Below are 20,578 nucleotides of genomic sequence, written 5' to 3'. Positions count from 1 at the left end.
TGAACAAGGGGGACACAGCCTCGTCCGGTACGACGACGGCCCTGCCCCGGTGCCGTCCACGAGGTCCGTCACCGGGTCAGGGCCGCTTCCGCGCCGACGCGGTCAGAAGCCGCGGTCGACCCACTCCTGGAGATGCGGCGCCTCGGCACCGACCGTGGTGGTCCCCCCGTGGCCGGTGTGCACGACGGTGCACTCGGGCAGGCCGAGGAGCCGGTCCCGGATCGAGGTGATGATGGTGGGGAAGTCGCTGTACGACCGCCCCGTCGCCCCCGGCCCGCCGGCGAACAGCGTGTCGCCGCTGAAGAGCGCGGCGAGGCCCGGTGCGTGCAGACAGACGGCTCCCGGGGCATGGCCCGGGGTGTGCAGCACGGTCAGCTCGGTGTCCGCGACCGGGATGCGCTGCCCGTCGGTCAGTTCACCGTCGGGCAGCCGGTCGGGGTGGGTCTGTTTCCAGAGCGGCAGATCGTCGGCGTGCAGCAGGATCGGGGCGCCGGTCCGGTCGGCGAGTTCGGGCGCGGCGTCGATGTGGTCGTTGTGGGCGTGGGTGCACACGATCGCCCGCAGGGTGCGTCCGCCGAGTGCCCGGACGATCGCGTCGGCGTCATGGGCGGCGTCGATGACGAGTGCCTCGTCGTCGTCCCCCACGATCCAGACGTTGTTGTCGACGTCCCAGGTGCCGCCGTCCAGCGAGAACGTCCCCGAGGTGACGAGGTGTTCGATGCGGGCGCCGGTCGTCACAGGACCACCACCGAGCGCAGGACGTCGCCGTGGTGCATGCGCTCGAAGGCCTTCTCGACCTCGTCGAGGGCGATGGTCTCGGTGACGAAGGCGTCCAGGTCGAGGCGGCCCTGCAGATAGAGGTCGATGAGCATCGGGAAGTCGCGTGAGGGCAGGCAGTCCCCGTACCACGACGACTTCAGCGCGCCGCCCCGGCCGAAGACGTCCAGCAGCGGCAGCTCCAGCTTCATCTCCGGGGTCGGCACACCGACCAGCACCACGGTCCCGGCGAGATCGCGGGCGTAGAAGGCCTGCCGGTAGGTCTCCGGACGCCCCACCGCCTCGATGACGACGTCGGCGCCGAAGCCCCCGGTCAGCTCGCGCACCGCGTCGACCGCGTCGGTCTGCCTGGAGTTGACGGTGTGGGTCGCGCCCAGCTTCGCGGCCGTGGCCAGCTTGCGGTCGTCGATGTCCACGGCGATGACCTTCGCCGCGCCCGCGAGCTTCGCGCCGACGATCGCCGCGTCCCCCACGCCGCCGCAGCCGATGACCGCCACGGTGTCACCGCGACCGACGTTGCCGGTGTTGATGGCGGCACCGATGCCCGCCATCACCCCGCAGCCCAGCAGTCCGGCGGCGGCCGCCGACGCGGCCCGGTCCACCTTGGTGCACTGCCCGGCCGCCACGAGGGTCTTCTCCGCGAAGGCGCCGATCCCCAGCGCGGGCGACAGCTCCGTGCCGTCCGTCAGGGTCATCCTCTGCTTCGCGTTGTGCGTGTTGAAGCAGTACCAGGGTCGCCCGCGCAGACAGGCCCGGCAGTTGCCGCACACCGCACGCCAGTTCAGGATCACGAAGTCACCGGGTGCCACGTCCGTGACCCCCTCGCCGACGGCCTCGACCACCCCCGCCGCCTCGTGCCCCAGCAGGAACGGGAACTCGTCGCTGATGCCGCCCTCGCGGTAGTGCAGATCGGTGTGGCAGACGCCGCAGGCCTCGATCTTTACCACTGCCTCACCCGGGCCGGGGTCGGGCACGACGATCGTTTCCAGACTGACAGGGGCGCCCTTGCTCCGCGCGACGACCGCTCGGACCTGCTGAGACATGGCCACTCCTCGACTGACAGAGGGACGAGACGTTGCCTAATACGGTACGCATCTCGTGTTTCGCAACACAGCATCGCGGAGGCCGAAGCAGCGGTCAAGAATCCGTCGGGCGGAGGAATCGCGTGGCCGAGCAGCCGACTGCCACGGCAGGTCTCCCCCGCGGCTCCTACAGCCCCAGGTCCAGAGCCAGACACGAGTAGTACTTCCACGAGCTCTCGATGTCGTACGCGGCCGCCACCCCGCCGCTCGGGCCGGCTTCCGCCTCCTCGGTCATGTCCTCGAAGCGGATGCGCTCGGGAAGCTTGCCGAACCGCGCGTGCCGTGCCGCGGCGGCGGGGTCCGCCATCGGTTCCCTTGCCTTGTCCATGGCCGATCTCCCCTTCTTCGCGCCGTCCAGGGTCACACCCTGCGTCGAGTAACCACTCTGACAGGTGACCGATACGGCCACAATACTCGTCACCATTTTAACGGGTTACTCAATTCATCAAGCGACCGCCGACCCGGCTCGTCCGGGATCTCGTCTCCCCGACCCGGGACTTCGACGACGCCGCCTTCGCGGTGCCGGCCAATGAGGGGGTGAACCCTGCTCCGTCGCAACAGAAGTCAGCGATCAGGGCATCTCCGAGTAGAGGCTGCCGCGACTTCCCCGTCTCGGCGGTCTTCGCCGGGGTGCCGACGGGGCGCTCCTGTGCCTGCTCGGGTAGGGGAGCAGGATTCGCCTCCTCATACCGCTCGGCGAGCGTCAGGATGTCCGTCAGGAGGGCTTCCTCCTGCTTCAACATCTTTATCTTCTGGACCGGTTCACGCTGCCGGCGGCGGTTCTCCGCCAGATCCGCCACGGCCTGTTCGGCGTCCGCGCCCGGCGCGAGGCGGCCGATCGGCTGGCCACAACCGTCCACTCCCCGGTGAGTGCCGGATGACGCTGCGCATCGTACCTACGACCCGTCAGCTCTTCGCGCCGTGCCGGCGGGCCCGGTAGGCGGCGGCCTTGACCCTGTTGCCGCACGTTCGCATCGCGCACCAGTCGCGCCTGTGGCCTCGTGAGCGATCGAGGTAGACCTGGGTGCACTCGGGACGGGCACACTCGCGCAACAGCGCCGCCTCGTCGCCCCCGATGATCTCGACGGCCTCGCGGGCGAGGGCGGCAAGTCCCTGCACAGCCGTACCGGTTCGGGTCGCGCCGTCGGGACCGAGCCGTACGGTGACGGGAAGGCCCGCCGCCTGCAGGTTCACCTCGGCGACCGCCTCGGCGGGCAGTGGCCGCCGCTCGATCCGGGCCGCGACCAGGACGTGGATCGCCTCACGCAGCTCCAGGGCGATGGCGAGGTCGGCCTCGCTCGCCCCGGGCGCCAGATCGAGCATCCCGGACTCCACGAACCAGTCGTCGAGCAGCCCGGGGGAGGCGAGCTTCTCCATCGGCTCGGCGTTGCGACGCGCGCGCAGCGTGCCGACGAAGTCCAGGGGAAGCGTCCCGCAGGGGAAAGCGTGATTCACGTAACCATACTGGCCGGTGACTCACGGATAGGCAACATCCTGCCTGCCGCGACAGAACCGGCCCGTTGGGTGACGGCCGTCGCCGCATCGCACAGACGCGTGTTTCATGCAGTGGGGCGCGCGGATCGTGCAGGAATTCACGCGGATGTCCTTCGCATACTCGGTGACTCAAGAGACCGATTCGACCGGATGACACGCGGAGGCAGAGTTCCATGCGGACGTTCGTCTACACATCTCACCCCTCGCGGGTGGTCTTCGGCGCCGGCACGGTCGGCAGCCTCGCCGATGAGGTCGAGCGGCTCGGCTGCTCGCGGGTGCTGCTGCTGTCGAGCGGGCCCCTCGCGGCCGCCTCGGCGCGGGTTCGCCAGGCGCTCGGCGGCCTCCTGGCGGCGGAGTTCGACGGCGCGGCCATGCACACCCCGGTCGAGGTGACCGAACAGGCCCTCGACCTGCTCAAGGAGTCGTCCGTGGACGGCATCGTCGCCGTCGGGGGCGGTTCGACGACGGGTCTGTCGAAGGCCCTGGCCCTGCGCACGGGTCTGCCACAGGTGATCCTGCCGACGACGTACGCCGGCTCCGAGGTGACCCCCGTCCTCGGCGAGACCCGGGACGGACGCAAGGTCACCCGGTCCTCCCCGGAGATCCTGCCCGAGACCGTCGTCTACGACGTCGACTTCACCCTCACCCTGCCGCTGTCCCTGACGGTCACGAGCGGCGTCAACGCGCTCGCCCACGCCGTCGAGGCCCTGTACTCCGGCGAGGCGAACCCGGTCACCGACCAGCAGGCCCTCGACGCGATCTCGCGCATCGCCCGGGCGCTGCCCCGCCTCGCCGCCGACCCGGCCGACCTGGAGGCGCGCGCCGACCTGCTGCACGCCGCCTGGCTCGCGGGGACCTGCCTCGCCACGGTGGGTATGGGCCTGCACCACAAGCTGTGCCACACCCTGGGCGGCAGCTTCGATCTGCCGCACGCCGAGACGCACACCGTCGTACTGCCGCACGCCATGGCCCACAACGCGCCCGCGGTGCCCGACGTGATGCGCCGCATCGCCGACGCACTGGGTGTGCCCGACGCGCCCAGCGGTGTGTACGACCTGGTCGTCTCCCTGGGCGGCCCCACCTCGCTGCGTGACCTCGGCATGCCGGAGGCGGGCCTGGCCCGCGCGGCCGAGCTGGCCACCTCGACGCCGTACCCGAACCCGCGCGAGCTGACCACCGAGGGCATCGCCGACCTGCTGACCGGTGCCTGGCACGGGCGCCGCCCCGAGGGTCCCTCCACCACCGAGGCCAAGCTGTCCCGGCTCACCGAACAGGTCGTGGCCGGCTTCGCGCAGGCGCCCGACCCGCGCGTCCGCACCTTGCTGAGCGACCTGGTCCGGCATCTGCACACCTTCCTCGCCGCCAACGACGTCACCGAGGCGGAATGGCAGTACGCCGTCGACTTCCTCACCCGCACCGGCGAGAGCTGCAGCCCGACCCGCCAGGAGTTCGTGCTGCTGTCGGACACGCTCGGTGTCTCCAGTGCCGTGGACCTGCTCACCAACTCCCGTACTCCCCTGACCACTCCGTCCGCCGTGCTCGGTCCCTTCTACGTGGAGGGACCGCCCGACACCCCGCACGGCGGCGACATCTCCGGAGGGCTGCCCGGCACCCCGCTCTGGGTGGACGTGCGGGTCACGAACACCGACGGCGAACCGGTCGGGGACGCGGTCGTGGACGTGTGGCAGTCCAATGAGGACGGTTTCTACGACGTCCAGCTCCCGGACCTGGAGGGTCCGGTCCTGCGCGGCAGGCTGCGCACCGACGCCGGGGGACGGATCACGTTCTGGTCGATCCTGCCCTCGGAGTACCCGATCCCGGAGGACGGGCCGGTGGGGCAGATGCTCGCGGCGGTCGGGCGCCATCCCTTCCGGGCGCCGCACCTCCACTTCATGTTCGACGCGCCGGGCCACCGCCGGCTCGTCACCCAGCTGTTCGTGTCAGGCGGCGCCTACCTGGACAGCGACACGGTTTTCGGCGTGAAGGACGAGCTCGTCGTCGACTTCGCGCCGCAGACCGGCCCCACTCCCGACGGCCGCCTGGTCGACGGCGAGTGGCGTCGGCTCTCATACACCTTCCGCCTCGCCCCCCTGGCCGGATGACCGAGGAGCGCACACCCATGACCACCACCGATGCACACGACACGTACGACACCGACGTCCTCGTCGTCGGCAGCGGCCCCGCCGGAGGTTCCGCCGCACTGCTGCTGGCCACCTACGGCATCCGCACCCTGCTGGTGACGAAGTACGGCTGGCTGGCCAACACGCCCCGGGCCCACATCACCAACCAGCGCACCATGGAGGTCCTGCGCGACCTCGGAGTGGAGTCCGAGGCTCTGTCCGTCGGCAGCCCGTCCCACCTCATGGGTGACACGGTGCTGTGCACCGCGCTGACCGGGCAGGAGATCGGCCGTATCCGCAGCTGGGGCACGGGGCCGGCGAAGGCCGGCGAGTACGCGGCGAAGAGCCCCTGCGAGATGATCGACCTGCCGCAGACCTACCTGGAGCCGATCCTGGTGAAAAACGCGGCGGCCCGCGGTGCCAAGGTGCGCTTCGACACCGAGTTCCTGAGCTTCACCCAGGACGAGAACGGCGTCACCGCGCTGCTGCGCGACCGCGTCCGCGGCGACGAGTTCACCGTACGGGCCCGCTACCTGATCGGCGCGGACGGGGGACGCAGCACGGTCGCCGAGCAGCTCGGCCTCCCCTTCGACGGCCGGATGGCCAAGGCCGGCAGCATGAACATCGTCTTCAAGGCCGACCTCTCCCGGTACTGCGCCCACCGGCCGAGCGTCCTGTACTGGGTGCTGCAGCCCGGGGCGGAGACCGGCGGCATCGGCATGGGTCTGGTCCGCATGGTCCGTCCGTGGAACGAATGGCTGCTGGTGTGGGGGTACGACATCGAGCAGCCGCCGCCTGAGGTGGACGAGGAGTCGGCGCGGCAGATCGTGCGTGACCTCGTCGGTGACCCCGGCCTGCCGGTGGAGATCACGTCCACCTCGCTGTGGACGGTCAACCACAGCCATGCCTCGGCGTATTCGTCCGAGAGGGTCTTCTGCGCGGGGGACGCGGTGCACCGTCATCCGCCGTCCAACGGGCTCGGCTCCAACACCTCGGTACAGGACTCCTACAACCTGGCCTGGAAGCTCGCCATGGTGATCCGCGGCGAGGCCGGCCCCGAACTGCTCGACAGCTACACCGCCGAACGGGCCCCCGTCGGGCGGCAGATCGTCGAACGGGCCAACCTCAGCCGGGACCAGTTCGGCCCGATCTTCGAGGTGCTCGGCATCGGCGGTGGCAGCGGCCACGAGGCCATCGCCGAGGGACTCTCGGCGATCGGCGCGCCGACGCCCGAGGGCGCCAAGAAGCGACGGCTGCTCGAAGAGGCGATCCGGCTGAAGAACTACGAGTTCAACGCACACGGCGTCGAGATGAACCAGCGCTATGTCTCCACCGCGGTGCTTCCCGACGACGCCCCTGCCGAATTCTGGGAACAGGACCGGGAGTTGGTGGCCGAACCGACCACGCGGCCCGGCGCGAAACTGCCGCACGCATGGCTCGTCGACGCCCAGGGCGAGCGTCTCTCCACACTGGACGTCGTCGGCGACGGCACCTTCACCGTGCTGACCGGCCTGTCGGGCGGTGTCTGGGACACGGCGGCGACCGCGTGCCGGGCGGAACTCGGCGTACCGCTGCGGGTGGTGCGCATCGGGGACGACGACTCCCGTGACGCGTACGGCGAGTGGAGCCGGGTCAGCGAGATCGCCGAGGACGGCGTGCTGCTGGTGCGCCCGGACGGCCATGTCGCCTGGCGCCGCGCCACGGCCCCCGAGAGCGCACAGTCGGCCCGGAACGAGCTGCTCGGCGCGCTGCGCCGGGTGCTGGCCCGGTAGGAGAGAACGAGATGGACAAGGTGATGGCCACGGCCGAGCAGGCCCTGGCGGACGTGACGGACGGACGGTCGTTCGCCGTCGGCGGCTTCGGGCTGAGCGGCGTCCCCGAGGTTCTCATCGGTGCCCTGTACGAGAGCGGCGCGAGCGGTCTGACCGTCGTGTCCAACAACTGCGGCGTGGACGGCCGCGGCCTCGGCATCCTGCTGGCCGCGGGCCGCATCGCCCGGGTGACCGGCTCGTACATCGGCGAGAACAAGGAGTTCGCCCGTCAGTACCTCGCGGGCGAGCTGGAGGTCGAACTGACGCCGCAGGGCACGCTCGCCGAGCGGCTGCGGGCGGGTGGCTCGGGGATCCCGGCCTTCTACACCACGGCCGGCGTCGGCACTCAGGTCGCCGAGGGCGGACTGCCGTGGCGCTATGCCACGGACGGATCGGTGGCCGTGGCCTCGCCGCCCAAGGAGGTGCGGGCCTTCGGCGGCGTCGACCACATCCTGGAGCACGCCATCACCACGGACTACGCGCTGGTCAGGGCGGCGCGCGGGGACCGCCACGGCAACCTCGTCTTCCGCCGCGCGGCGCGCAATTTCAATCCGCCGGCGGCCATGGCCGGGCGCATCACCGTCGCGGAGGTGGAGGAGCTGGTCGAGCCGGGCGTTCTCGGCCCCGACGAAATCCATCTGCCGGGCGTGTTCGTGCAGCGTGTCGTGGCGCTGACCCCCGCGCAGGCGGCCGACAAGGGAATCGAGAAGAGGACGGTGCGCGAGCGATGAGCTGGAGCAGGGACGAGATGGCGGCGCGCGCCGCGAGCGAACTGAGGGACGGCGACTACGTCAACCTGGGTATCGGGCTGCCCACCCGGGTCGCCGACTTCCTGCCGGCGGGCGTGGACGTCGTCCTGCACTCGGAGAACGGGCTGCTCGGTGTGGGGCCGTACCCGTCGCCCGACGAGGTCGACGCCGACCTCATCAACGCGGGCAAGGAGACCGTGACCGTACGGCCGGGAGCGTCCTTCTTCGACTCTTCGCTGTCCTTCGGCATGATCCGCGGCGGCCACATCGACACCGCCGTTCTGGGCGCGCTCCAGGTCTCGGTCCGCGGCGACCTCGCCAACTGGGCCGTCCCCGGAAAGATGATCAAGGGGATGGGGGGTGCGATGGACCTCGTCCACGGCGCCGGCCGGGTCGTCGTCCTCATGGAGCACCTGACGAAGGGCGGCGAATCGAAGATCGTCCGGGAGTGCACGCTGCCGCTGACGGGCCGCGGCTGCGTGGACCGGATCATCACCGACCTGTGCGTCCTCGACGTGACCCCCCACGGGCTCGAACTCGTCGAAACCGCGCCGGGCGTGACTGCCGGTCAGGTCGCTGCCCACACGCCCCTGACGAGCCCTCGTGAGAAGCATGCCGGGAGCAACCGATGATCGAGCAACCGCGTGACGTGTACGTCGTGGACGCCGTCCGTACCCCCTTCGGCCGCTACGGCGGCGCGTTGGCGGGGGTACGCCCGGACGACCTGGCCGCCGGCGTGCTGCGCGCCCTGGTCGCCCGCAGCCCCGGCCTGGACCCCGCGCGCATCGACGACGTGCTGCTCGGCAACGCCAACGGCGCGGGCGAGGACAACCGCGACGTGGCCCGCATGGCCGTCCTGCTCGCCGGGCTCCCGGTCACCGTGCCCGGCGCCACGGTCAACCGGCTGTGCGGATCCGGTATGGAGGCGGTGATCCAGGCGGCCCGCGCCATCGCGCTCGGCGACGCCTCCATAGCGGTGGCGGGCGGCGTGGAGTCCATGAGCCGTGCGCCCTGGGTGCTGCCGAAGCCGGAACGGGCCTTCCCGGCGAAGGACCAGCAGCTGCACTCGACGACGCTCGGCTGGCGGATGGTGAACCCGCGGATGCCCGCGGAGTGGACCATCCCGCTCGGCGAGAGCGCGGAGCTGGTGGGCGCCGAGCACGCCGTCACCCGGGCGGCGCAGGACGCGTTCGCCCTGGACAGCCACCGCAACGCCGCCCGTGCCTGGCGCGAGGGCCGGTACGCGGGAGAGGTGGTCCCCGTCGAGGGCGTGGACCTGAGCCGTGACGAGGGGATCCGGGACGACACCTCCCTGGAGGCCCTCGCCCGGCTGAGGCCGGCCTTCACCGCGGACGGCACGATCACGGCAGGCAACGCCTCACCGCTCAACGACGGGGCGGCCGCGCTGCTGCTCGCCGACGAGGACGGACTCGCCGCGATCGGGCGCGAGCCCCTGGCCCGGGTCCGGGCGGCGGCGGTGACGGGCATCGACCCGCAGTACTTCGGACTCGGCCCGGTCGACGCCATCCGCAAGGTGCTGGCCAAGGCCGCGGTCGCCCCCGGTGATCTGCACACGATCGAGCTGAACGAGGCCTACGCGGCACAGGCGCTGGCCTGCCTGGCCGCGCTGCCGGAACTCGACCCCGCGGTGGTCAACCCGCGCGGCGGCGCCATCGCCATCGGCCACCCGCTGGGCGCGTCCGGCGCGCGCATCACCGGAGCGGTCGCGCACCAGCTGTCCGCCGCGGGCACCGGCACGGGACTGGCGGCGCTGTGCATCGGAGTGGGCCAGGGGCTGGCCCTGGTGCTGGAGCGCTGAGGGGAGGCTGCGGCAGGCTGTGCCGGACCGCTTCAGCCGGAGCGGCGCAGGGCGGCCGGGGTGGTGCCCAGCCGGGCGCGCATCACCCGGGTGAGATGCTCCTGGTGGGAGAAGCCGCAGGTGGCAGCGACCTCCCCGATCGGGGCCGAGCCGGTGCGCAGCATCCGGCACGCGGCTTCGAGCCGCAGCTTGAGGAGGAACTGGTGAGGCGAGTGCCCGGTGCTCGCCCGGAACCTCCGTGTGAACTGGCTCGGGCTCAGCGAGGCCGAGGCGGCGAGGTCCGCGATCGGCAGCGGTTCGTCGAGGCGCTGCTCCATGAGTTCGCGGACGGTGTCGAGCTGCCGGTCGGACAGCCCGGACCGGTCGGGCGGGGGCGCGGTCGCGCGGGCCCCGTGGCGGCGGGCGAGCTGGGCGGCGAGCATCCCGGTCAGGTGATCGGTGTACGTGCGGGCCGACGGCTCCCAGGAGCGGACCGCGCCCTCAAGTGCCAGGACGAGCTGTTCGGCCAGTGGATCACTGGCCCCGAACTCCTCGGACAGCTCCACGGGCCGCCCGCCGTTCGCGTCGCGCAGGGCGTCGTCCGTGAGGTAGGTGTGGATCGTCTCCAGCCGCCCGCCGAGCTCGACGGCGAGAGCCCGGCCGGCCGGCTGCAGAAAGAGCCCGCCGGCCGGGATCGTCCGTGCCCGTCCGTCGGGGCCCTGCCCCCGCCGGACGGTGACGGGACCGGTGAGGTGCAGGATCAGCAGGTGGGTGGGGGCCGCATCGAACGCCGCGCGGTAGGGCTGCTCCTCCTGCGCGGAGAGATACAGCTGGTCCCATCCGAGCCCTGAGCTGGTGTGCCGTGTCTGCACGCCGGCCTGCCGCAGCATGCCGACCGTGTCCGCCAGCCCGAGTTCCGTCATGATCAGACCTCCTCACGACACCCATGTGATTGAAGGATAAACCAAATGGCGGACCGGCGGGCCGGCGTTGCCGTTCGAGCGGCAGACCGGCAGAGCGCGTCTCCTCAGAAGGCGGAGTTGGCGAACCAGTGGGCCAGCAACTGCTCGTCACCCTCGTGGGCAAGGGCCTCCGCGTCGTAGGACAGCCGGCCGTAGACGAGCAGGAGCAGGTCGGCCGCGGTTCCCCGGACGGTCGCGTCGGCGGCGGCCGCGGCCGGGTGCGCCGCATCGAGCCCGAAACCGTCGGGCCGCAGACGGACGACCCAGCCCTCGTCCCCGTCGGTCACGCGGAAGCGGATGGTCCTGTCGGGACCGCGCAGCTCGGCCACCTTGGGGGCGAAGAAGCCGGCGAAGGGCAGATTGACCAGGAACTCGTCGATCCCATCGACCGCGACCGGGCGCCCGATCGCGGGCCGGAGGCCGAGTGCGAGCTCGGCGTCGGCTCGGTGCAGCAGGGTCTCGAAGAGCATCCGGCGCGCCCAGAACCGGGCGTACTGATCGGCGCCCCAAGCCCACATCGGCTGGTTCGGGTCGGTGGCGGCGAAGGCGTCCGCGGCCACGGTCGCGCTCTCGGCCAGCCAGTCGGCGTATCCGTCCTCCTGCTCCGGGAGCCGAAGGTCCACGTCACGCGAGCGCGGGGGTTCCTGGATGCGCGCCCGCAACAGGACCGAGAACCAGCGCTGAACGCTGCCGGTGTGCTTGACCAGGTCGGCCAGCGTCCAGCCGGGGCAGCTCGGCACCGCTGCGGCCAGGTCGGCGTCCCTGACCGCCGCGACGAACCGGGCGGTCTCCGCCGCGACGGCCGTACGGTGATCGACCGGGGTGGAACCGGACGCGTGCGGGGTGTGGTCGGACGTCTTCATGGTGATCTGCCTTTCGGTGAAGCACGGTCACACGAGCTCGGCGTCGGCTTCCGCCTCTTCGATCCCTGCCGCCCCGGAGTCCGCGACCTTCTTCGACACGGGCGTACGAGGCGCATGGCTCGACTTGATGCCGAGGAGGGACACGACGACGACCAGGCCGAAAGCCACGCCGGCGATCACGAAGCTCGTCGTGAACTGGCTCTCCTGGGGCAGAGCGGGCGCTCCGGCCGGGAGCGGGATGGTCTTCGACGCCAGCAGCGAGGTGATCACCGCGCTGGCGACGGCGCTGCCGACCGAGCGGGAGATGGAGTTGATGCCGTTGGCGATGCCGGACTGGTGAGCGGGGACGCTGGCCACGATGAGCGCCGGCATGGCGGCGTAGCCGAAGCTGATCGCGAGACCGATGACCATGCCCGCGCCGATCACCGAAGCGGTCGTGTCGTGCGCGACGCTCAGCCACGTGAAGCCGAGCACTCCGAAGCAGGCCCCGGCGGTCAGGGTGAAGCGCGCTCCGAGCCGGCGCACCAGTACGCCGCCGAACTGGGCGCCCGCGAGCGAGACGAGTGTGGTCGGAAGCAGGTACACCACGGACGCCTCGAGCACGGAGGCGCCGAAGCCGTAGCCCGCGATCCTCTCCGGCACCTGGACGAGGTAGGAGACACCGATGAACTGGGCGAACATCGCGAACCCCAGCAACAGCCCGGCCAGGTTGGTGAAGAGGACGGGCCGGTGGGTGAACATCTTCATGTCCACCATCGGCTCCCCGACCCGGTTCTCGGCGACGACCCACACCGCCGCCATGACGACCGCCCCGGCGAAGGAGCCGAGCGTGCGGCCGGACGTCCATCCCCACTCGTGCCCCTGCGAGATGGGCAGAAGCAGCAGCACCAGCAGCATCGCCAGGGTGAGCGCGCCCAGCCAGTCCGTCCGGCCTCCGGTCGTCGCCCGGGAGGCGGGCACCGTGAACAGCACTCCGGCCAGCGCCACCGTCGCGAGCACCACCGCGAGCCAGAAGACCCGGTGGTAGTCGGGGTCGGAGCCACGGGTGAGGAGTCCCGCGCCGACCAGCGCGAGCCCGCTGCCGAACGCGAGCGTGCCGCTGACCAGGGCCATGGCACCGTGCAGCTTCTCCGGCTTGATCTCCTCACGCAGGATGGAGAGCGCGAGCGGGAAGATCGCGGTCGCCGCTCCCTGCATCACCCGGCCGACGATGAGCCACGTCAGCGAGGTGGTGGTGGCGGCGAGCACCGAGCCCGCGATCATCACGAGCAGAACGCCGACGAGGGTGTGCTTCTTGCCGTGCTGGTCGCCGAAGCGGCCGAGCAGCGGGGTGAAGACCGCGGCGGACAGGAGCGTGGCGGTGGTCACCCAGCTGACGTTCGCCGTGGTGGCGTGCAGGTCGCCCTGGATGATGCCCAGGATCGGCACGACCAGGGTCTGCATCATCGAGACGACCATCGCGGAAAGACCGAGCACCAGGACGACCGCAGTGTCCGCCGAGCGGCGTCCTGCCGCCGTGTGCTGTTCGTGAGACACGGAATCTCTTCCCTTATAGAGACTTCGACGAACTACTTGAGAACATCGAAGCTTGAGAACTTCAAGTAATGAGCGAGACCGTAGCCGTCAATATTTGAGATCGTCAAGTTTCCGGGGGTAAGGTGCGCAGCATGACGGCACTCCCCCGCGTCAACCCCGCCCAGCTCATGGAGCTGCTCTCCGTGTCGCTGGCCGCCTACTACGGCGATTTCACGGTCGCCGCCGCGAGCGAGAACCTCACGGCCAGCCAGGGCAAGACGCTCAATGTGCTGCGCCGTGGGCCCGCCTCGATGAGCATGCTCGCCACCACGCTGACCTGTGACGCCTCCAACATGACCGGGATCATCGACCGGCTGGAGAAGCGCGGTCTGGTGCGCCGCGAGCCCAGCCCCTCCGATCGGCGCGTCAAGAACGTCCTCCTCACCGCGGAGGGCGAGCAGGTCATCGACGTGATCCGCGGGAAGATGCACAACACGCTGGCCGGCCTGGACAGACTCAGCCAGCAGGAGCAGGACACTCTGTACGCACTGCTGGAGCGCGCCTTCACCGGGCAGGCCGCGGCCGCCTGACCCGGCGGCCCACCGGGGACGGTGAGCCGCCGAGCACCGCCGAGGGCGGGCCGTACACCCGATCCGCACCGCGCGTCCGGACGTACGGCTCCCCCTCAGATACCGTCCGGCTTGCCCGGACCGGGGACCTTACGGAAACGGAACGGCTCCGGGTCGCGTCCGGGCTGGATGAACCAGCACTCCCCGGTGCCGTTCCCGAGGATGATCCGCAGCACCGTGTCCGCCACGACCTGAGCCGGGATGACCGGCAGCCCCTGCTCGGAGAGCATGTCGCGCAGCGGATCGATGATCCGCGACTCGGCGAAGCCGGGACAGACGGCGTTGAAGCGCACGTTCTGTGGCGCCAGAGCCGGCCCCAGCGAGCGGGCGAGTCCTACGACCGCGTGCTTGTTGGCCGCGTACAGGGGATCGAGCGGGACGGCCGCCAGGCCCGCCAGGGACGCCGTCGCCACGATCGTCCCGCCACCTCGGGACCGCAGCGCCGGCAGCACCGCATGGGTGCCGAAGACCACGCCGTCGAGGTTGGCCCCCATCGCACGGCGGTAGCGCGCCAGGTCGAAGTCGTCGCCGAGGCCGCATCCGGTCGCCACTCCGGCGTTGAGCAACGCGATGTCGATACCGCCGTACTGCTCCTGGGCGAAGGCCACCAGCGCACGGTTGGCGTCGGGGTCGGAGACGTCACAGGCGTGGAAGCGGCCGCCGATCGCCTCGGCCACCTCGCGGCCGCCTTCCGCGTCGAGGTCAGCGACGACCACGCGCGCGCCCGCCTCGGCCAGCGCCAGCGCCGTGGCCCGGCCCAGTCCGCTGGCCCCGCCGGTGACCACGGCCACCTTGCCCTCGAGGGCGGCGCCGTCCGTCAGTCCCGGCCGTACGGCGGCGTCGCTCTCGACGGCGGTCATGCCAGCTCCAGGACGAGCTTGCCGACGTTCTCCCCGCGGAAGAGCATCCCCAGCGTCTCGGGGAAGTCGTCCACACTTCCCGTCACCACGTGTTCCTTGACCTTGATGCGGCCGGCTCCGATCCAGGCGGAGATGTCCTGCGCGGCCTGCGCGTAGCGCTTGGCGTAGTCGAAGACGACGAAGCCCTCCATCCGGGCGCGGCGCACCAGCAGCGAGAGGTAGTTGGAGGGGCCCTTGACCGGCGTGGCGTTGTTGTACTGGCTGATCGCACCGCAGACCACGACGCGTGCGTGCATCGCCAGCCGCGTCAGGGCGGCGTCGAGGATGTCCCCTCCGACATTGTCGAAGTAGACGTCGATGCCGTCGGGGGCCTCCCGGCGCAGCGCCTTCCTTACGTCCTCGGCGCGGTAGTCGATCGCCGCGTCGAATCCCAGTTCGTCGGTGAGCATGGCGCACTTCCGGGGCCCTCCGGCGATGCCCACGACCCGGCAGCCCTTGGCCTTCGCGATCTGACCGGCGATGGTCCCGACCGCGCCGGCCGCGCCCGACACCACGACGGTCTCCCCGTCCTTCAGCGCCCCGACGTCCAGCAGGCCGAAGTAGGCGGTCATGCCGGGCATGCCCAGCGCGCCGAGATAGGTCGAGGGCGGGGCGAGCGAGGTGTCGATCTTCATGACCCCCTTGCCGTCGGAGACGACGTACTCCTGGACGCCGAACGTGCCGACGACGTGGTCGCCCGGCTGGAAGTCGGGGTGATCGGACGCGGTGACCTCGATGACCGACCCGGCTCGCATCACCTCGCCGATACCCACCGGCGGCAGGTAGGAGGGACGGTCGTCCAGCCAGCCCCGCATCGCCGGGTCCAGGGAGATGACGCGCGTCCGGCCCGCGAACCGGCCCGGACCGGGCTCCTCGACGAGTCCTGAACAGTGCTCCCAGTCATCGGATTTGACCTCACCCACGGGGCGGGCTGCCAGACGGATCTGGCGGTTGGTCGCAGACATCGCGCCTCCTGTCGTTCACGGCTTCGCCGCAGGGTACCGACCAGTAGGTATGTGCGAGTGTGTGACGTTCGACACGCACCGGTCGCGAGGCGGGAAAGCGAGCCGGGCGGACCGTCGTACGCCCGACCCCGAAACGTGACCCGCGGTGACCTTACAGGCATCCCAACCAGTCGGTATCGTGCGCCGCCGAAGCCACCCCCCTCCCCGTCCACCTCCACGGATCCGAGCCGTAGCGGAAGGCCATGCGATGACGTTCGCCGACGAGAACCGGTACCCGCCGACAGAAACGGGGTGGCCGCCCCGCATCGTGCCTCAGGGGTACGGACCCGACGTCCCTCGGTACGAGTCGTACGGGCAGCCCGCCTGGGACGCGCCGTACGGGCAACCTGCCTGGGACGCGCCGTACGGGCAAGCCTCTTGGGGCGAGCCTCACGCGCACGAGACCCATCGGCGCGGTGCCGACCTCGCGGCCCTGCGCTCGGCCTACCGCCTGCTCCGCCGGATCTCCACGCTCACGGCGTTGGGTTCCTTCGTGGTGTACGTCGTGCTGTCCTGTTACGCCCCCGGCCTGATGGGGGCCAAGATCGCCGGAGAGCTGAGCCTGGGGATGGCCCTGGGGGTCCTCCAGCTCGTCGTCACCTTCGCGGCGCTCTCCTGGTACGGCCGCAGCGCACGACGCTCGGTCGATCCCCTGGCCCGCGCCGTCAGAGAGCGGGCGGCCACGACCGGCCGGAACCCGGGGACGGCGAGATGAACGACTTCAGCAGCGGGACGCAGGCCACGGTCCTGATCCTGTTCACCACGCTGGTCACCGTCACGCTGCTGATGTGCGTGATGGCGGGACCGGACCGCGACGACCTGACGAACTTCTACACCGGCTACCGCTCGCTCACCCCGTTCAAGAACGGCCTGGCCATCGCGGGCGACTACATCTCCGCGGCAACGGTGCTGAGCACCACGGGCATCATCGCGCTCGCCGGGTACGACGGGTACGTCCTCGCGGTCAGCACGGCCCTGTCGCTGGTCCTGCTGATGTTCCTGCTGGCCGAACCCCTGCGCAACGCCGGCAGGTTCACCATGGGCGACGTCCTGGCCCGCAACATGCCCGGGCGGGCCGTACGGATCGCCGCGTGCGTGGTGACGCTTTCGGCGACCCTGCCCTTCCTGGTCGTCCAGCTGTCCGGGGCCGGGTCGCTGCTCACCTTCATCCTGAACATCCCGCACGTGGCAGGTGCCAGGACGGTGTGCATCGTCATCGTCGGCAGCCTGATGATCCTCTACGCGGCGCTCGGCGGCATGAGGGGCACCGCGCTCATCCAGATGATCAAGATCGTGCTCCTGCTCGGCACCAGCGTCGTCGTCGCCGCCCTGGTGCTGCGCCGCTTCGACTGGAGCCCCGGAGACGTCCTCAGGGCGGCCCAGCACGGCAGCGGCGCGGGCCCGGCCTTCCTCCAGCAGGGCCTTCAACTGGGCACCTCGCCCCTGGACCGGCTGGACTTCGTCGGTCTCCAGATCACCGTGGTCCTGGGCGTGGCCTGCCTGCCCCACATCACGATGCGCCTGTACTCCGCGCAGGACGTCCCGGCCGTGCGTCGCTCCATGTCGTGGGCGGTCAGCACGGTCACCACCTTCTGCCTGCTCGTGATCATCATGGGTACGGGCGCGGCAGCGCTGGTGGGATCGCGGTACATCACCGCGGCCGACCCGCAGGGCAGGACGTCGGTGCTCATGCTGTCGCAGGTGCTCGGCGGGGCCCCGGACTCCGCGGGCGCGACGATTCTCTACTCGGCCGTGGCGGGCATGGTGTTCATCACCCTGCTGTCGTCGGTCGCCGGTATGACCCTGGCCGCGGCCTCGTCGCTCGCCCACGACCTCTTCGCCCATGCGGCGCGACGGGGACAGGCCGAGCCGCGTACGGAGATGACGGTGGCGGCGTGGACGAGCGTGGCCGTGGGGACCCTTGCCATCGGGCTCGCCACTTTCGTCCAGAACTGGAACGTCGGCGTGCTGACGACCCTGGCCATCTGCATCGGGGCATCGGCGGTGGCTCCCGCGCTCACCTACTCCCTGTTCTGGCGCGGATTCACGCGCACCGGCCTGCTCGCCACCCTCTACGGCGGCGCGTCCTGCGCGGTGCTGCTCATGGCACTGTCCAAGGCCGTTTCGGGAACTCCGGCCGCCGTCTTCCCCGACGCCCACTTCGACCTGTTCCCCATGCAGTCCACCGGACTGGTCTCCGTGCCGTTCGGCTACCTGGCGGGGTGGCTGGGCAGCCGCTGGGACCACCGGCGCCGCCCCGCCGTCAGCGGCGAGAACGAGCGGCTGTACGAGGAGAGCGAGGCCCGGCTGCTCGCGGCAGCCGAGTGACCATGCCGGAGCAGGCGGGCCGGGCCGGCTCCCGGCTCGCCGCCATGGCCTGAGACGGTCAGGGCAGTGTGCCGGTCAGTGGTTGTTCGGTCCACACGGTCTTGCCCTCGCGGGTGTAGCGGGTACCCCAGCGTTCGGTCATCTGAGCCACCAGGAACAGCCCGCGCCCGCCCTCGTCGGTGATACGGGCGCGGCGCAGATGTGGTGAGGTATGGCTGGTGTCGCTGACTTCGCACACGAGACTCCGCTCACGGATCAGCCGCAAGGTCGCAGGGCCACTGGCGTACCGGTAGACGTTGGTGACCAGTTCGCTGGCGATCAACTCGGTGGTGAACGCCAGGTGCTCCAGACCCCATTCGGTGAGCTTGGCCGTGGTCAGTTCTCTGGCCCGGGCCGCGCTGGCAGGCTCCAGCGGCAGATGCCAGGAAGCGACATCGTCCGGTGGCAGTATGCGGGTGCGGGCGATCAGCAGGGCGACGTCGTCGCTGGGGCGCGAGGGCACAAGCGAGTCGACCACCGCCTGGCACGTCCGTTCCAGGGCGTCCGCGGGGCGGGTGAGCGCTGCACACAACTTCTTCAGCGCGGTGTCGGCATCGATGTGGCGTTCGCCGATGACTCCGTTGGTGTACAAGCACAGCAGGCTTCCCGCGGCCAGTTCGATGTCCCGGGCCTCGAACGGCAGGCCGCCCAGGCCGAGCGGTGGGCCGGCGGGCAGGTCGAGCGGAGCCACCTGTCCGTCCGGTGCGGTCACCACCGGCGGCGGGTGACCGGCGCGGGCCACGGAACAGCGCCCGGATACCGGGTCGTACACGGCGTACAGGCAGGTGGCGCCGACGACCTGCTCGCCCACGGGCCGTTCGCCGGCTGCTTCCTGTTCGGCCGCCAGCAGGTTGACCATGTCGTCCAGGCGGGAGAGGACCTCGTCCGGTTCCAGATCGAGGCTGGCGAGCGTGTGTACGGCGGTGCGCAGCCGGCCCATGGTGGCGGCGGCGTGGATGCCGCGACCGACCACGTCGCCGACGACGAGGGCGACCCGGGCCCCGGACAAGGGAATGACGTCGAACCAGTCGCCGCCAAGGCCCGGGCCCGCGCTGGCCGGCAGATACCGCAGGGCCACCTCCACGGCCGACTGGTGCGGAACCGCCCGGGGCAGAAGGCTGCTTTGCAGAGTGAGCGCGGTCTGCTGCTGCTGGGTGAAGCGACGGGCGTTGTCGATGGCGACGGCTGCGCGCGAGGCGAGTTCCTGGGCGAGGGTGAGATCGTCCGCCTCGAAGGGATCGGGGCGGCGCGAACGCCACAGGGTCATCACGCCCAGCACCATGCCACGTGCGGCAAGAGGTACCGCGATCAGCGAGTGGACGCCCAGGTCCGGAGCGTGGCCCCCCTGGTGGCCCTCCGGGGAGAACCAGTCGGGCGGGAGAACCGGTTCCAGGACGTGCCGCCCTTCGGCCAGGCATCCGGCCTGGGGTGTGTCAGGCCCGAACTCAACGGGTTCGCCCTGGGGGTGAGGCGGGCCGGGGTGCTGGGCACCGATGCCGCAGGCTCCCAGTCGGACCACAGTCCCTGACAAGGCCCTCGTCGGTTCCTCACCGCGTGTCACCGGCTGAAGCAGGTCCACCGACGCGTGGTCGGCGAGGTGAGGCACCATCACTTCGGCGAGTTCCCGGGCGGTCTCTGCCACGTCGAGGGTGGTTCCGATACGGCTGCCGGCCTGGTCGAGGAGCGCGAGCCGACGCTGGGCCCGATGGCGTTCGGTGATGTCCTCGATCATCTCGGCCACACCCAGGATGCGGCCGGATGGGTCCTCCAGCCGGAAGGACGAGACCGTCGCGACCCGCTCGCGTGTCGGATCCCATTCCAGTCGGACGAGCTGCTCGGAGTAGACCAACGGTCTTCCGGTCTCCATCACCTGGCGCACCCGGTCCACCGCCTTGCGTGCGTCGTCGGGGAGGAGGAAATAGCCGGTGGGCAGCCCGTGAAAGTCCGCTGCCGGAACGCCGCTGAAGCGTTCGATGGCCCGGTTGACCCGCAGAACCTTCAGATCGGGGCCGTGGACGACCAGGCCGATCGGGCACCGGCGGTACAAACCGTCGAGAACCGCGCGGTCTCTTTGCCACTCCAGGACGTCTGCCGCCGGTGCGGCGGTAAGAATCCACTCACGGACCCGGTCGTCGCGTGAGAGCGCACGGGCCCTGATTCCCATCTCCACGAGCCGCCCGTCGCCGTGCCGCACCCTCAGCACCCCGGACCAACCACCGGCTCCCCTGCACTTCGCCGCTGCCTCCCGGACAGCCGGCAGATCGCGAGGATCGACCAGGACCTCGCATGCCCCACGACCGATCACCTCTGCGTCCGGATGGCCGAGCAGTTCCCGCGCCCGCCGGCTCCATCCGACCACGACGCCCCGGTCGTCGAGCACCGCCAAGGCGGCGAGGTGCAGCGCGAACGGATCGTCGTGGCCTTTGCTGAGCTCCGTCATCCGCTTCTCCACCGCTGGACACCGCTCGGAGTTCCACCGTGCACGCTGACCTGCTGATGCCGTGCAAG

The 20,578-nt window shown here is 70.8% G+C and carries 19 protein-coding genes; 8 read left to right on the top strand and 11 right to left on the bottom strand.

The window, feature by feature from the left end; all coding sequences use genetic code 11:
- Positions 1 to 102: 102 nt before the first annotated feature.
- From AC07DS_RS34550 to AC07DS_RS34530, 5 genes are all read right to left on the bottom strand, one after another.
- Positions 103 to 738 carry an MBL fold metallo-hydrolase gene (locus tag AC07DS_RS34550; protein WP_479151796.1) on the bottom strand — a complete coding sequence of 212 codons (636 nt, stop codon included), beginning with the start codon at positions 736 to 738 and terminating at the stop codon, positions 103 to 105.
- Positions 735 to 1,820 carry an S-(hydroxymethyl)mycothiol dehydrogenase gene (locus tag AC07DS_RS34545; protein WP_479151794.1) on the bottom strand — a complete coding sequence of 362 codons (1,086 nt, stop codon included), beginning with the start codon at positions 1,818 to 1,820 and terminating at the stop codon, positions 735 to 737. The genes AC07DS_RS34550 and AC07DS_RS34545 overlap by 4 nt, the downstream gene beginning before the upstream one ends.
- 166 nt (positions 1,821 to 1,986) lie before the next feature.
- Entirely contained in the window at positions 1,987 to 2,187 is a 201-nt protein-coding gene (locus AC07DS_RS34540) for a hypothetical protein (RefSeq protein ID WP_479151792.1), read from the bottom strand.
- A 109-nt stretch (positions 2,188 to 2,296) separates the two neighbouring features.
- Positions 2,297 to 2,659, bottom strand: coding sequence for a hypothetical protein (locus AC07DS_RS34535; protein WP_479151790.1), 363 nt, complete (start codon positions 2,657 to 2,659; stop codon positions 2,297 to 2,299).
- Positions 2,660 to 2,765: 106 nt separating this feature from the next.
- Positions 2,766 to 3,314, bottom strand: coding sequence for a CGNR zinc finger domain-containing protein (locus AC07DS_RS34530; RefSeq protein ID WP_479151788.1), 549 nt, complete (start codon positions 3,312 to 3,314; stop codon positions 2,766 to 2,768).
- 212 nt (positions 3,315 to 3,526) lie between these two features.
- Here AC07DS_RS34530 and AC07DS_RS34525 point away from each other — a divergent pair, with 212 nt between their 5' ends.
- Genes AC07DS_RS34525 through AC07DS_RS34505 form a run of 5 tightly spaced genes read left to right on the top strand, consistent with a single transcriptional unit; the run spans position 3,527 to position 9,852 of the window.
- Entirely contained in the window at positions 3,527 to 5,455 is a 1,929-nt protein-coding gene (locus AC07DS_RS34525) for a maleylacetate reductase and hydroxyquinol 1,2-dioxygenase domain-containing protein (protein WP_479151786.1), read from the top strand.
- Positions 5,456 to 5,472: 17 nt separating this feature from the next.
- Positions 5,473 to 7,245 carry an FAD-dependent oxidoreductase gene (locus AC07DS_RS34520; RefSeq protein ID WP_479151785.1) on the top strand — a complete coding sequence of 591 codons (1,773 nt, stop codon included), beginning with the start codon at positions 5,473 to 5,475 and terminating at the stop codon, positions 7,243 to 7,245.
- A gap of 11 nt (positions 7,246 to 7,256) precedes the next feature.
- Entirely contained in the window at positions 7,257 to 8,015 is a 759-nt protein-coding gene (locus tag AC07DS_RS34515; protein WP_479151783.1) for a CoA transferase subunit A, read from the top strand.
- Positions 8,012 to 8,665, top strand: coding sequence for a CoA transferase subunit B (locus AC07DS_RS34510; RefSeq protein WP_479151781.1), 654 nt, complete (start codon positions 8,012 to 8,014; stop codon positions 8,663 to 8,665). The genes AC07DS_RS34515 and AC07DS_RS34510 overlap by 4 nt, the downstream gene beginning before the upstream one ends.
- Positions 8,662 to 9,852, top strand: coding sequence for a thiolase family protein (locus AC07DS_RS34505; RefSeq protein WP_479151780.1), 1,191 nt, complete (start codon positions 8,662 to 8,664; stop codon positions 9,850 to 9,852). The genes AC07DS_RS34510 and AC07DS_RS34505 overlap by 4 nt, the downstream gene beginning before the upstream one ends.
- Positions 9,853 to 9,884: 32 nt before the next feature.
- Here the strand turns inward: AC07DS_RS34505 and AC07DS_RS34500 are convergent, their stop codons facing one another.
- The 3 genes from AC07DS_RS34500 to AC07DS_RS34490 form a co-directional block, all read right to left on the bottom strand.
- Positions 9,885 to 10,754: a helix-turn-helix domain-containing protein gene (locus AC07DS_RS34500; RefSeq protein WP_479151778.1), complete on the bottom strand. Its 870-nt coding sequence runs from the start codon at positions 10,752 to 10,754 to the stop codon at positions 9,885 to 9,887.
- A gap of 104 nt (positions 10,755 to 10,858) precedes the next feature.
- Positions 10,859 to 11,656: a maleylpyruvate isomerase family mycothiol-dependent enzyme gene (locus AC07DS_RS34495; RefSeq protein WP_479151776.1), complete on the bottom strand. Its 798-nt coding sequence runs from the start codon at positions 11,654 to 11,656 to the stop codon at positions 10,859 to 10,861.
- Between the two features lie 27 nt (positions 11,657 to 11,683).
- Positions 11,684 to 13,192 (bottom strand): MFS transporter, encoded by a 1,509-nt coding sequence (locus AC07DS_RS34490; RefSeq protein ID WP_479151774.1) that lies wholly within the window; start codon positions 13,190 to 13,192, stop codon positions 11,684 to 11,686.
- Between the two features lie 131 nt (positions 13,193 to 13,323).
- Here AC07DS_RS34490 and AC07DS_RS34485 point away from each other — a divergent pair, with 131 nt between their 5' ends.
- Positions 13,324 to 13,761 carry a MarR family winged helix-turn-helix transcriptional regulator gene (locus tag AC07DS_RS34485; RefSeq protein WP_479151772.1) on the top strand — a complete coding sequence of 146 codons (438 nt, stop codon included), beginning with the start codon at positions 13,324 to 13,326 and terminating at the stop codon, positions 13,759 to 13,761.
- Positions 13,762 to 13,856: 95 nt separating this feature from the next.
- On the opposite strand, the gene AC07DS_RS34480 is transcribed toward AC07DS_RS34485, so the two are convergent.
- A complete protein-coding gene (locus AC07DS_RS34480; RefSeq protein WP_479151770.1) occupies positions 13,857 to 14,660 on the bottom strand; it encodes an SDR family oxidoreductase in 804 nt (267 codons plus the stop codon).
- Complete coding sequence (locus AC07DS_RS34475) at positions 14,657 to 15,664, bottom strand: NADP-dependent oxidoreductase (protein WP_479151768.1); 1,008 nt, start codon at positions 15,662 to 15,664, stop codon at positions 14,657 to 14,659. Before AC07DS_RS34475 ends, AC07DS_RS34480 begins: the two co-directional genes overlap by 4 nt.
- Positions 15,665 to 15,911: 247 nt before the next feature.
- On the opposite strand from AC07DS_RS34475, the gene AC07DS_RS34470 reads away from it, so the two are divergent.
- Positions 15,912 to 16,418 (top strand): DUF485 domain-containing protein, encoded by a 507-nt coding sequence (locus tag AC07DS_RS34470; protein ID WP_479151766.1) that lies wholly within the window; start codon positions 15,912 to 15,914, stop codon positions 16,416 to 16,418.
- On the top strand, positions 16,415 to 18,031 hold the full coding sequence (locus AC07DS_RS34465) for a sodium/solute symporter (protein WP_479151764.1): 1,617 nt from the start codon (positions 16,415 to 16,417) through the stop codon (positions 18,029 to 18,031). The genes AC07DS_RS34470 and AC07DS_RS34465 overlap by 4 nt, the downstream gene beginning before the upstream one ends.
- Before the next feature lie 58 nt (positions 18,032 to 18,089).
- On the opposite strand, the gene AC07DS_RS34460 is transcribed toward AC07DS_RS34465, so the two are convergent.
- On the bottom strand, positions 18,090 to 20,510 hold the full coding sequence (locus AC07DS_RS34460) for a SpoIIE family protein phosphatase (protein WP_479151762.1): 2,421 nt from the start codon (positions 20,508 to 20,510) through the stop codon (positions 18,090 to 18,092).
- Between the last annotated feature and the right edge of the window lie 68 nt (positions 20,511 to 20,578).

The sequence above is a fragment of the Streptomyces sp. NPDC044064 genome, from assembly GCF_056434245.1.
This window is presented reverse-complemented; position numbering and strand designations above follow the sequence as displayed.

Coding starts and splice junctions, on each gene's coding strand:
- AC07DS_RS34465 (WP_479151764.1), top strand. CDS start 16,415: ATGAACGACTTCAGCAGCGGGACGCAGGCCACGGTCCTGATCCTGTTC.
- AC07DS_RS34460 (WP_479151762.1), bottom strand. CDS start 20,510: ATGACGGAGCTCAGCAAAGGCCACGACGATCCGTTCGCGCTGCACCTC.
- AC07DS_RS34480 (WP_479151770.1), bottom strand. CDS start 14,660: ATGACCGCCGTCGAGAGCGACGCCGCCGTACGGCCGGGACTGACGGAC.
- AC07DS_RS34545 (WP_479151794.1), bottom strand. CDS start 1,820: ATGTCTCAGCAGGTCCGAGCGGTCGTCGCGCGGAGCAAGGGCGCCCCT.
- AC07DS_RS34470 (WP_479151766.1), top strand. CDS start 15,912: ATGACGTTCGCCGACGAGAACCGGTACCCGCCGACAGAAACGGGGTGG.
- AC07DS_RS34540 (WP_479151792.1), bottom strand. CDS start 2,187: ATGGACAAGGCAAGGGAACCGATGGCGGACCCCGCCGCCGCGGCACGG.
- AC07DS_RS34520 (WP_479151785.1), top strand. CDS start 5,473: ATGACCACCACCGATGCACACGACACGTACGACACCGACGTCCTCGTC.
- AC07DS_RS34500 (WP_479151778.1), bottom strand. CDS start 10,754: ATGACGGAACTCGGGCTGGCGGACACGGTCGGCATGCTGCGGCAGGCC.
- AC07DS_RS34475 (WP_479151768.1), bottom strand. CDS start 15,664: ATGTCTGCGACCAACCGCCAGATCCGTCTGGCAGCCCGCCCCGTGGGT.
- AC07DS_RS34505 (WP_479151780.1), top strand. CDS start 8,662: ATGATCGAGCAACCGCGTGACGTGTACGTCGTGGACGCCGTCCGTACC.
- AC07DS_RS34510 (WP_479151781.1), top strand. CDS start 8,012: ATGAGCTGGAGCAGGGACGAGATGGCGGCGCGCGCCGCGAGCGAACTG.
- AC07DS_RS34485 (WP_479151772.1), top strand. CDS start 13,324: ATGACGGCACTCCCCCGCGTCAACCCCGCCCAGCTCATGGAGCTGCTC.
- AC07DS_RS34525 (WP_479151786.1), top strand. CDS start 3,527: ATGCGGACGTTCGTCTACACATCTCACCCCTCGCGGGTGGTCTTCGGC.
- AC07DS_RS34495 (WP_479151776.1), bottom strand. CDS start 11,656: ATGAAGACGTCCGACCACACCCCGCACGCGTCCGGTTCCACCCCGGTC.
- AC07DS_RS34515 (WP_479151783.1), top strand. CDS start 7,257: ATGGACAAGGTGATGGCCACGGCCGAGCAGGCCCTGGCGGACGTGACG.